The following is a 13,058-nucleotide window of genomic DNA, read 5'->3' as shown; positions in this document are numbered from 1 at the left end:
AGAACTTTGCCGAAACCCCTGTCGGAGCCCGTTTTGGTCCATTAGGGTTTGTTCCACTCATGTCGATTAGACGTGTGGGGAGAATCGGTGAGCAACAAACCGTCGGCGACATATTCGTCCAGGTCAGCGACGACCATCCGCACCGCCCGGGGTGGGCTTCCGCGGACGTCGCCGCCTGTGGATAAGCGGTTCACCACAGGGCGGCCGTCGCGGTGGTTTCCGGCTGCGTCCCCCGCTATCGCACCGATCCACGGCCATGGCATCTGCGGCACCCGGAACCGGATAAGGCCTTTATTGCGTAAGCCTTTCGGGTAGGGGCGGTCGGATGGAATTTGACGCCCGCGCCCTCCCGCTGACGCGCCGACAATTGGATATCTGGCTCGCTCAGGAAACGGGACGCGCCGGCACCGACTGGCAGCTCGGTCTATTCATCAAAATCGAGGGCACGGTCGAGCCTGATTTGCTGCATCAAGCAATCAGCAAAACGCTGCACGAGGCCGAGCCGTGCCGCGCGGCATTCTTCGAAGTCGACGGTCAGGTTTTCCAAAAGGCAGTCGATTACCCGGATTTCGAGCTGGACTTCCACGATCTCCGCGGTTCGAGCGATCCCGTGGCCGAAGCCCGCGAGATTGCGTCGTCGATCCAGCGCACACCGATGCCGCTGGATGGCCGGCTACTCAAATTCGCGTTATTCCGCACGAAATCCGACGAATACTATTGGTCCGCCTGCTGCCATCACATAGTCCTCGACGGATTGGGCATTGGGCTCATCGGCCGCCGGATTGCGGCTATCTACACCGCACTTGCGTCCGGCACGGTGAGCTCGCCGGCGTTCTTCGGCTCATTGCAGGACCTCGTTCGCGGCGAGCTGGAGTACGAGGCGTCCGCGGAATACCTGGAAGACCAGGCCTACTGGACCGCCAACGGGCCGACGCACAACGGTCCGGACTATCGATTGCCGCAAGCTACCGCGCGGCCGGATCCGAATCAGCCGACCGAGCCGGTTCAACTGGATCCGTCCGTCGTCGGCCAGATCAAACAGCTGTCCAAAACGCTGGGCGTACGTCGATCCTCGATCCTGACGGCGGCGTGTGCGCTGGTGGTGCGCGGGTGCACCGGCGGTTCGGAGGTCGTGCTCGACTTCCCGGTCAGCAGGCGGGTGCACCCGGAGTCGAAGACCCTTCCCGCAATGGTCGCCGGTGTGGTGCCCCTGGTGCTCACGACGTCACCGGGATCGACGGTTGCCGATTTCTGCAAACACGTCGATCAACGAACACGAGAAGCTTTGCGGCATCAGCGTTTTCCGGTGCAGGAGCTGGGGGATGAGGGGGGCCTTCGCGGCGCCGGCCAGACGGCGAATCGAGTGGTCCTCAATTTCATCCCGTCCAGGATCACCCTGAACTTCGCCGGAGTTCCGGCCACCGCGACGTACACCAGCTTTGGACCGATAAATCACTTCGGGCTGTTCTTCGTCGGTGCCGGCGACGAGCAGTTCGTCACCACTGCCGGTGCCGGGCAACCATATTCGAACTTCGACGTCGCGGAACTGACACAGCGGTTGCAGCGCGTGCTGAGCGCCATGGCGTCGGCACCCGAGTGCGAGCTCCCCTCGATCGATCTGCTGGACGACGACGAACACACCGGCGTGGACCGGTTGGGCAACCGGGAGGTGTTGACCCGGCCCGCGACCGCGGCGTCGATTCCGGAATTGTTGGCAGCACAAGTCACGCGCACCCCCGACGCGGCTGCGGTCACCTTCGAGGGCCGTTCGCTGACCTACCGCAAACTCGACGAGAACGCCAACCGGGTGGCCCACCTGCTCGCGGAGCGGGGCGCGGGGCCGGGACAGTCTGTGGCGCTGCTCTTTTCGCGCTCGGCCGACGCCATCGTCGCGATCTTGGCGGTGCTCAAGACCGGAGCCGCGTACCTGCCGATCGACCCGGCTCACCCCGCGACGCGGATCGAGTTCATGCTCGCCGACGCCGCGCCGGTGGTCGCACTGACCACCACCGCGCTCGCGGGCCGGCTGGACTGTTACGGCCTGGCGACCATCGATATCCACGACCCGGCGGTCGACGCCCAACCCGCCACCGCGCCGCCCGATCCGTCACCAGATGACATCGCGCACATCATCTACACCTCCGGCACCACCGGTGTCCCCAAGGGCGTGGCCATCACCCACCACAACGTCACCGCGCAGCTCGACTCGCTGAGCGCCGGATTGCGCCCCGGACTGGTGTGGACCCAATGCCACTCCTACGCCTTCGACTTCTCGGTGTGGGAGATCTGGGCTGCGCTACTGCACGGCGGCCGGCTGGTGGTGGTCCCCGAGTTGGTGACCGCTTCGGCCGACGACTTCGGCGCCCTGCTGCTCGCCGAGGGGGTCAGCGTACTGACGCAGACACCGTCGTCGGTCGCGGCGCTGTCGCCGGAAGGTCTGGGATCGGTGGCGCTGCTGATCGGCGGCGAGGCGTGCCCACCCGAGGTGGTCGACCGGTGGGCGCCTGGGCGCGTGATGATCAACGCCTACGGCCCCACCGAAACCACGATCTATGCGGCGATGAGCGCGCCCCTGAGGGCGGGGAATGCGGTACCGATCGGTGCGCCGGTCTCCACGTCGGCACTGTTTGTGCTCGACGACTGGCTGCGCCCGGTGCCCGCCGGGGTGGTCGGCGAGCTGTACGTCGCCGGCAGCGGCGTCGGATACGGCTACGTGGCGCGGGCCCCGTTGACGGCAGCGCGGTTCGTGGCCTGTCCCTTTGGCGGACCCGGCGCCCGCATGTATCGCACCGGAGACCTGGTGCGCTGGGGCGCCGACGGACAGCTGGACTATGTCGGGCGCGCCGACGAGCAGGTCAAGATTCGCGGCTACCGCATCGAGCTCGGCGAAATCCGCGCCGCGCTGGCAGGTTTCGACGGGGTCGAGCAGGCCGCGGTGATCTCCCGCGAGGATCGCCCCGGCGAGAAGCGCTTGGTGGGTTATGTCACCGGCACCGCCGACCCGGCCGAGCTGCGCAGCGCGCTGGCCGAGCGGTTGCCCGCGTACATGGTGCCCGCCGCGGTCCTGGCGATCGACGCCTTGCCCTTGACGGTCAACGGCAAGCTCGACACCCGCGCGCTGCCGGCACCGGACTACCGCGACGTCGAGAACTACCTCGCACCGGCCACCGCGGTCGAGGAGATCGTGGCCGGTATCTATGCCCAGGTGCTGAGAGTGGAGCGGGTCGGCATCGAGGAGTCCTTCTTCGATCTGGGTGGGGACTCACTTTCGGCGATGCGGGTGATCGCCGCGATCAACACCGCCCTGGACGCCGGGCTTTCGGTGCGGGCATTGTTCGAAGCCCCGACGATCGCGCAGCTGGTACCCCGCATCGACACCGGACAGGGGCGGCTGACGCCGTTGACGGCCGGCCAGCGCCCGGCGGTGGTTCCGTTGTCGTTCGCCCAATCGCGGCTGTGGTTCCTTGACCAGCTGCAAGGTCCATCGCCGATGTACAACATCGCGGTCGCGTTGCGGCTGTCGGGCAGCCTCGACGTCGACGCGCTGGGCGCCGCGATGGCCGATGTGATCGGCCGGCACGAGACCCTGCGTACGGTGTTCCCTGCGACCGATGACACCCCGCGGCAACTGGTGTTGGCCGCCGACGGTGCCGAGTTCGGTTGGCAGATCGTGGATTCCAACGGCTGGCCGGCACAGCGCCTCACCGAAGCAGTCGATGCGGCGGCCCGCCACACCTTCGACCTGACCAGCGAGATCCCGTTACGATCCACGCTTTTCCGCTGCGGCGATGACGATCATCTGCTGGTCGGCGTGCTGCACCACATTGCCGCCGACGGCTGGTCGATCGCGCCACTGATGCGCGATCTGGCGCAGGCGTATGCCGCTCGGCGGCTGGGACGCGTACCGGACTGGGCCGAATTGCCAGTGCAGTACGCCGATTACACGCTCTGGCAGCACGAGCAATTCGGTGACCTGGCCGACGCCGACAGCCCGATCGCCTCGCAACTATCCTATTGGGAAGACACACTGGCCGGAATGCCGGAGGTCCTGCCCCTTCCCACCGACCGTCCCTACCCGCCGGTGGCCGATCAGCACGGAGCCAGTGTCGCCGTGCAGTGGCCGGCCGAATTGCAGCAGCGGGTCCGCGAGGTGGCCCGTGAACACAACGCCACCAGCTTCATGGTGGTCCAGGCCGCGCTGGCGGTGCTGCTGTCGGCGATCAGTGCGAGTTCCGATGTGGCCGTGGGCTTCCCGATCGCAGGGCGCCGTGACCCCGCGCTCGACGAGCTGGTGGGCTTCTTCGTCAACACCTTGGTACTGCGGGTCGATGTGACCGGTGATCCCACCGTCGCGGAGTTGTTGGCTCAGGTACGGCGGCGCAGCCTGGCCGCCTACGAACACCAAGACGTGCCGTTCGAGGTTCTGGTCGAGCGAATGAACCCGACCCGCAGTTTGGCACACCACCCGCTGGTGCAGGTGATGCTGGGCTGGCAGAACACGGAGCCGGCCGAACTGGCCTTGGGTGATGTGCGAGCCATCCCCGTGCCAATCGACACCCACACCGCACGAGCGGATTTGGCCTTCACTCTGACCGAGCGCTTCACCGCGTCCGGTGAACTGGCCGGCATCGGCGGGACGGTGGAGTATCGCACCGACGTGTTCGACCCGGACAGCATCGAGGCGTTGGTCGGGCGATTGCATCGCGTGCTGCTCGCCATGACAACCGATGCCACCCAACGGCTCTCATCGATCCAGCTGTTGAATTCCGCCGAACGCAACCAGCTCGACGCGTTCGGCAATCGCGCCGCACTGGCTCGGTCGCAGACCCCGACCACAGTTCCGGCGCTGTGGGCCGCGCAGGTGGCCCGCGCCCCGGAGGCGGTAGCCGTAACCTTCGAGGGCCGGTCGATGACCTATCTCGAGGTCGACGCGGCCGCCAACCGGTTGGCACACCTACTGCGCGCCGAAGGCGCCGCACCGGGACAGTCTGTGGCACTGCTATTTTCGCGATCCGCCGAAGCGATCATCGCGATCCTGGCGGTACTCAAGTCCGGCGCGGCCTACCTACCGATAGATCCCGGCCACCCATCGGCGCGAATCGCGTTCATGGTGGCCGACGCCGCGCCGATCGCCGCGCTCACCACCGCCGAGTTGCGGCCGCGGCTGCAGAAATGCGAGCTGCGGATCATCGACGTGGACGACCCACGCATCGACACCCAACCCGCGACTGCGCCACCCGGGCCGTCCCCAGACGACATTGCTCACATCATCTACACCTCGGGTACCACCGGCATGCCCAAAGGCGTTGCGGTCACTCAGCACAACGTCACTCAACTCTTCGACTCACTCGACACCGGCCTGGAACTGTCACCAGGGCAAGTGTGGACGCAATGTCATTCGTACGCCTTCGACTTCTCGGTGTGGGAGATCTGGGGCGCGCTGCTACACGGCGGCCGGTTGGTGGTGGTGCACGAAGCCGTGGCCGGCTCACCGGAAGACTTCCACGCCCTGCTGGTCGCCGAACATGTCACGGTTCTCACTCAGACCCCGTCCGCGGTCGGGATGCTCTCCCCGCAGGGGCTGGAATCGACCGTGCTGGTCATCGGCGCCGAACCCTGTCCGGCGGAACTGGTGGATCGGTGGGCGCGCGGCCGACTGATGATCAACGTCTACGGCCCGACTGAGACGACGATGTGGGCGGCCAAGAGTGCGCCGCTGGCAACGGGTTCGGGCGTTCCGCCGATCGGCTCGCCGGTATCGGGGGCCGCATTCTTCGTGCTCGACGAGTGGTTGCGCCCAGTGCCCGTCGGCGTGGTAGGTGAGTTGTATCTGGCCGGCCGCGGGGTCGGATGCGGGTATTGGCGCCGGGGCGGGCTGACCGCGTCGCGTTTCATGGCCTGTCCGTTCGCGCAACCCGGTGCCCGGATGTACCGCACCGGCGACCTGGTGCGGTGGCGTCCCGACGGGCAACTCGACTACCTGGGCCGCGCCGACGAACAGGTCAAGATTCGCGGCTATCGCATCGAGCTCGGCGAAATACGCGCGGCCCTAGCACGTTTGGAAGGCGTGGAGCAGGCGGCCGTCGTCGCCCGCGAAGACCGGCCCGGCGTCAAACGCCTCGTCGGCTACATCACCGGAACCGCCGAGCCCAACCACGCCCGCGCCGCGCTTGCCGACGGCCTCCCCCCGTATATGGTTCCGTCGGCGGTGGTGGTGCTCGACGCGTTGCCGATGACGGTCAACGGCAAACTCGATACCCGCGCCTTACCCGCACCCGAGTATCACGATGCCGATCATTACCGCGCCCCGACCGATGCCGTCGAGGAGATCCTGGCCGGGATCTACGCGCAGGTGCTGGGATGCAAGCGCGTCGGGGTCGATGAGTCGTTCTTCGACCTGGGCGGGGACAGCATCCTGTCGATGCAGGTGGTGTCGCGGGCTCGCGCGGCCGGGGTGGTGTGCCGCCCTCGGGACATTTTCGTCGAGCAGACCGTGGCCCGGCTGGCCCGAGTAGCCAGTGTCGCAACGGATGACGCCGGAGTCGTCGATGAAGGCGTGGGCGAGGTGCCGGCCACCCCGATCATCCGCTGGCTGGAGGGCGTCGCGGGTCGCGTCGAGGAGTTCAACCAGACCGTCGCCATTCAGGCCCCCGTCGCGGTGACCGAAGCCGACGTGGTGGTGGTGTTGCAGGCGCTGCTCGACCGGCACGCGATGCTGCGGCTGCGCGTCGACGACGACTTCGCCGGCGGCTGGTCACTGTGGGTGCCCGAGCCCGGCTCGGTGGACGCGCAAGGGTGCCTGCGCGTCGTCGAAGAGCTAACCGATGAGGTACTGGTCCAAGCGCGGGCCCGGCTGGATCCGGTCACCGGAAAGATGCTGAGCGCACTGTGGGTGGCGCCGATCGGTGAGCTGGTGCTGATCATTCACCATCTGGCCGTCGATGGGGTGTCATGGCGAATCTTGTTGGAAGACATCAACCTTGCCTGGTCACAGCATTGCGCCGATCGAGAGGTGGCGTTGCCGGCACCGGGAACGTCGTTCGCCCGCTGGGCGTCGTGGCTCGAGCAGCACGCCCGCGATCCCGAAGTCGTCGCACAGACGCAGGTGTGGCGGCAGATAGCCGCGGTCCCGTCCGCACTGCCCGCACCCCGGCCCGAGCTGGACACCTACGCCAGTGCGGGACGGTTGTCGGTGGATCTCGACGTCGACACCACCCGGATGTTGTTGGGCGAAGTGCCCGCGGCGTTTCACGCCGGCGTGCAAGACATTCTGCTAATCGCGTTCGGCTTGGCCTGCATGGAGTTTCTGGGCGCCGGCCCGATCGGCATCGATGTGGAAGGTCATGGGCGCCACGGTGAACTGGCCGGCGACATGGACTTGTCACGGACGGTCGGCTGGTTCACCACCAAGTATCCGGTAGCCCTGGATGGCGGTGGCTTGTCCTGGGCACAGGTGCTCGCCGGTGCGCCCGCGCTGGGCGCGGTAATCAAGAACGCCAAGGAGCAACTGCGCGCACTGCCCGACGGCCTGACCTACGGGTTGCTGCGCTACCTGAACCCCGAAGTGGATCTGGACTCGGCCGACCCGTTGATCGGCTTCAACTACTTCGGACGCCTGGGCGCCGGCGCCGTCGAGTTCTCCGACGATCTGTGGCTGATCGGCGAGGACGGTGTGACGGTTGCGGCCGTGGCCTCGGCGATCCCAATGCCGTTGGCGCACACCGTGGAACTCAATGCCGGCACCCTCGACACCGACATCGGACCACGCTTGCACGCGACCTGGACCTGGGCCGCCTCAGCGCTCACCAGTGAGCAAGTCGGCCGGCTCAACCAAATGTGGTTCGACGCCCTGACCGGGATCTGCGCTCATGTCCGCGCCGGGGGTGGCGGTCTTACTCCGTCGGATATCGCCCCGGCGCGGCTGCGCCAGCACCAGATCGACGAGCTGTGCCGGCGCGACGACATCGCCGACATCTTGCCGCTCACGCCGCTGCAACAGGGCCTGCTGTTCCACGCCAACACCCATGGCACAAGCGATTTGGGCGAGCTGTACGCGGTCCAGCTGGATATCACGATCAGCGGCCCGCTAGAACCCGACCGGTTGCGCGCCGCGGTCGACACGGTGGTCGGCCGCCATCCCAACCTGGCCGCCCGGTTCTGTCCGGAGTTCGACGACCCGATCCAGGTCATTCCGGCCGATCCCGAATCTGCTTGGCAATACCTGGAACTCGACGGGGCCGTCGATACCGAGGAGCACCTCGCGCGGCTGTGCGCTGCCGAACGCACGGCGGTCGTCGACCTGACCGAGCCGCCCGCGTTCCGGGTCGCGCTGATCCGCATCGGCAGCGACCTGCACCGGTTGGTGTTGACGAACCACCACATCGTGCTCGATGGCTGGTCACTGCCAATCCTGTTGCAGGAGATCTTCACTACCTATTACGGCCAGCGACTCCCGGCACCCGCGCCGTACCGCCGGTTCGTGTCCTGGCTGGCCGACCAGGACCGCGGCAGCGCCGAGACGGCCTGGCGGCAAATGTTCGCCGGCTTCGAGGTTCCCACCCTGGTGGCCCCGCCGGGACGCGTTGGGCTCGGGCGGCGAGCGGTGGTGACGTCGCGAGTGCCCGCCGATACGACACAGGCCGTGACCGAGCTGGCACGGCAGAATCACACCACAGTCAACACCGTTCTGCAGGCCGGCTGGGCACAGCTGTTGATGTGGCTGACCGGCCAGCGCGACGTCGCTTTCGGCACCGCTGTCTCGGGCCGCCCGCCCGAGCTGGCCGGCTCCGATTCGATGGTCGGCCTGCTGATCAACACCGTGCCGGTGCGCGCCACGATCACCACGGCCACCACCACCTGCGACCTGCTCGACCAACTGCATCGCGCCAACAACCACACCCTCGAACACCAGCACCTGGCGCTGCCGGAGATTCACCGTGCCGCCGGCCACGACCAGCTGTTCGACACCCTGTTCGTCTACGAGAACTACCCCGTTGATCCCACATTGTTCGGCGTCAACGGCCTGGCCGTCACCGGGTACACCGCTCGCGAAAACAACCATTACCCAATGACTTTGCAAGCAATGCCCGGCGACGAACTCGGCCTGCGGATCGAGTACGACACCGACGTCTTCACCGCGGACAGCGTCCACACCCTGATCCGGCAGTTGCAGCGGGTGCTGGTGGCCATCACCACCGATCCCACCGGCAGGCTGTCGTTGATGGACCTGCTCGACGCCAACGAACACCACCGCCTCGATGAGATCGGGAACCGAGCGGTGCTGGCTCGGCCGACAACCGGGACGTCCGTGCCCGCCTTGTTCGCCGCCCAGGCCACACGCACCCCCGACGCGATCGCGATCACGTTCGATGGCCGCTCGATCACCTACCGCGAGCTCGACGAAGAGTCAAACCGGGTGGCACACCTGCTGACCTTGCACGGGGCGGCCGCCGGACAGTGTGTGGCACTGCTGTTTTCGCGCTCGGCCGAGGCTATCGTGGCGATCTTGGCGGTGTTGAAATCCGGGGCGGCATACCTGCCGATCGACCCGGCGCACCCCGCGGCACGGATCGAATTCATGGTGACCGATGCGGCGCCGATCGCCGCACTCACCACCACCGAGCTGCGCGCGCGAGTCGATGGGTACGACCTGACGACCATCGATATCCGAGATCCCGCGCTCAACGCTCAACCCGCCACCGCGCTACCGATGCCGCAGCCCGACGATGTCGCCCACATCATCTACACCTCCGGCACTACCGGGGCGCCCAAAGGCGTTGCGGTCAACCACGCCAACGTCACCCAGCTCTTCAACTCCCTGGAGGCCGGGCTGGAACTGACCGCGGAGCAGGTGTGGACGCAGTTCCACTCGTACGCGTTCGACTTCTCGGTGTGGGAAATCTGGGGCGCGCTGCTGCACGGTGGACGGCTGGTGGTGGTGCCCGAGCCGATGACCCGCTCACCCGACGACTTCCACGACCTCCTCGTCAACGAACGCGTCACGGTTCTCACCCAAACCCCGTCCGCGGTGGCCGCCCTTTCCATTGACGGTTTGGAATCGGCGGCACTGGTGATCGGCGCCGAACCCTGCCCGCCTGAGGTGGTGGATCGATGGGCGCCCGGGCGGACGATGGTCAACGTCTATGGGCCTACCGAGACGACGATGTGGCTGTCCAAGAGTGCGCCCCTCGTCGCGAAATCCGCGGTGGTGCCGATTGGTTCGCCGACAGCGGGCGCGGCGTTCTTCGTGCTCGATGGCTGGTTGCGCCCGGTGCCAGTCGGCGTGGTCGGCGAGTTGTACCTGGCCGGGCGCGGGGTGGGATACGGGTATTGGCGCCGCGGCGGGTTGACCGCATCGCGCTTCATGGCGTGTCCGTTCGCGGCGCCCGGCGCCCCTGGACAAAGGATGTATCGCACCGGCGACCTGGTGCGGTGGGGCCCCGACGGGCAGTTGCAGTATGTCGGACGCGCCGACGAGCAGGTGAAGATCCGTGGCTACCGCATCGAACTCGGCGAAATACGCGCGGCCCTGACCAGTTTGGACGGAGTGGAACAGGCCGCGGTGATCGCCCGCGAGGACCGCCTCGCCACCAAGCGCCTCGTCGGCTACATCACCGGGACCGCCGACCCGGCCCTGGTCCGCGCCGAGCTCTCCGAGTTGCTTCCGGCCTACATGGTGCCGTCGGCGGTACTGAAGGTCGACGCGTTGCCGATGACGGTCAACGGCAAGCTCGACACTCGGGCCTTGCCGGCACCGGACTACCGCGATGCCGATCGGTACCGGGCGCCGGCCAGCGCCGTCGAGGAGATCCTGGCCGGGGTCTACGCCCAAGTGCTGAATGTGGAGCGGGTCGGAGTCGACGATTCCTTCTTCGATCTCGGCGGAGATTCGCTGTCGGCGATGCGGGTGATCGCCGCGATCAATGCAGTTCTGGACGCAGACCTCAAGGTAAGCAGGCTTTTCGACGCACCCACTGTTGCCCAGTTGGCACTTCATCTCGGCGCGGCGGCGAGCCACCGTGAGCCGCTGATCGCTTCCGAGCGACCCCCCGTGGTGCCGCTGTCGTACGCCCAATCTCGGTTGTGGTTCCTGGATCAGCTGCAGGGACCGTCCGCCGTGTACAACATGGCGGTGGCGTTGCGGCTGTCCGGGAGCCTCGATGTCGATGCGCTGGCTGCGGCACTGGGTGACGTGGTGGCGCGCCATGAAAGTCTGCGAACGGTTTTTTCGGCACCGGACGGCATCCCGCGGCAGGTCGTGCTGGAACCAGACCGGGCCGGATTCGGCTGGCGCTTCGTCGATTCCACCCGATGGTCCGCGACTCTTTTCGACGAAGCCATCGACGCCACGGTGGGTCACCGGTTCGACCTGTCTGCCGAACCCCCCCTTCGGGCAACCCTGTTCAGGCGCAGCGATCACGAGCACGTGCTGGTGGGTGTCGTGCACCACATCGCCGCCGATGGGTGGTCGATCGCTCCGCTGGTGCGCGATCTGGGCCAGGCGTATGCGGCACGATGCCGAGAGCAAGCACCCGCGTGGGCCGAATTACCAGTCCAGTACGCCGATTACGCAATATGGCAGCACACGCGGTTCGGCGATCTGGCCGATCCCGACAGCCCGATCGCCACCCAGTTGGCGTTCTGGCGCGACGCACTGGCTGGGATGCCCGAGCGCATTGCCCTACCCACCGACCGGCCTTACCCGTCGGTCGCTGATCAGCGCGGGGCCACGGTGGCGTTGCAGTGGCCGGTCGAGTTGCAGCGGCGGGTACACGAGGTGGCCCGCGAACACAACGCGACGAGCTTTATGGTGGCCCAGGCGGCGTTGGCGGTGCTGCTGTCGGCGGTCAGCGCGAGTTCGGATGTGGCCGTGGGCTTCCCGATCGCCGGGCGACACGACCCAGCACTGGACGAGCTGGTGGGCTTCTTCGTCAACACCCTGGTGCTGCGCGTCGACGTGACCGGCGATCCCACCGTCGCCGAGCTGCTGGCGCAGGTGCGCCAGCGCAGCCTGGCCGCCTACGAACACCAGGACGTGCCCTTCGAGGTTCTGGTCGAACGGTTGAACCCGACCCGAAGCCTGGCACATCACCCGCTGATCCAGGTAATGCTGGGCTGGCAGAACGCCCAGCCCGCCGAGCTGCAACTGGGCGATGTGAAGGCCACGGCGCTCCCGATCGGCACCCACACCGCACGCATGGACCTGTCGTTCTCCTTGACCGAACTCTTCACCGCGGCCGGTGAGCCGGCCGGGATTTCGGGCACGGTTGAATATCGCACCGATGTATTCGACGCCGACAGCATCGAGGAATTGGCCGAGCGGCTGCGACGAGTGTTAACGGCGATGACAGCCGATGCCGCGCAACGCCTCTCGTCGATCCAGCTACTGGGCACCGACGAGCATGCCAGACTCGATATCTTGGGTAACCGCACGATGTTGGCGCTGCCCGCGCCGGTGGCGGTGTCGGTGCCGGAATTCTTCGGCGAGCACGCGCAGCGCACCCCGGACGCGGTAGCCATTACCTACGCGGGCAGGTCACTGAGCTATCGCGAGCTCGATGCATCCGCCAACCGGCTAGCGCATCTACTGGCCACCCGGGGCGCAGGGCCGGGAACGATTGTGGCGCTGCTGTTTTCGCGGTCTGCCGACGCTATTGTCGCGATGCTGGCGGTACTGAAGACGGGGGCAGCGTATCTGCCGATGGATCCGGCCCACCCCGACGCGCGAATCGGGTTCATGCTCACCGACGCCGCCCCGGTCGCCGCCATCACCACCGCGGTGCTGCGGCCGCGGCTGAGCGATTACGACCTCGCGGTGATCGACATCGATGATCCGGCCGTGGTGTCCCAGCCGGCGATTGCGCTGCCGGCGCCGTCGCCTGACGATATCGCGTACCTGATCTACACGTCGGGCACCACCGGCGTACCCAAAGGCGTTGCGGTCAGCCACCGCAACCTCGCCCACCTGGCGGTGTCCACGCCCAGCCAGCTGCCGGTGACGCAGGTATGGACACAATGCCACTCCTACGGATTCGACTTCTCGGTCTGGGAAATCTGGG

1 protein-coding gene (running past one end of the window) is annotated in these 13,058 nt (G+C 66.9%); it reads left to right on the top strand.

The genetic code is table 11. From position 1 onward, the window contains the following. Window positions 1-325 precede the first annotated feature (325 nt). Window positions 326-13,058 carry the beginning of a non-ribosomal peptide synthase/polyketide synthase gene (locus AAHS21_RS08315; protein ID WP_342927214.1) on the top strand. It continues 18,434 nt past the right edge of the window, so only the first 12,733 of its 31,167 coding nucleotides appear in the window; its start codon is at window positions 326-328; its stop codon lies beyond the right edge, outside the window.

Source organism: Mycobacterium sp. 050272, from assembly GCF_039023525.1.
GTDB lineage: Bacteria > Actinomycetota > Actinomycetes > Mycobacteriales > Mycobacteriaceae > Mycobacterium.
The sequence above is the reverse complement of the archived record's forward strand: the minus strand, read 5'-3'. Positions and strand labels throughout refer to the sequence as shown.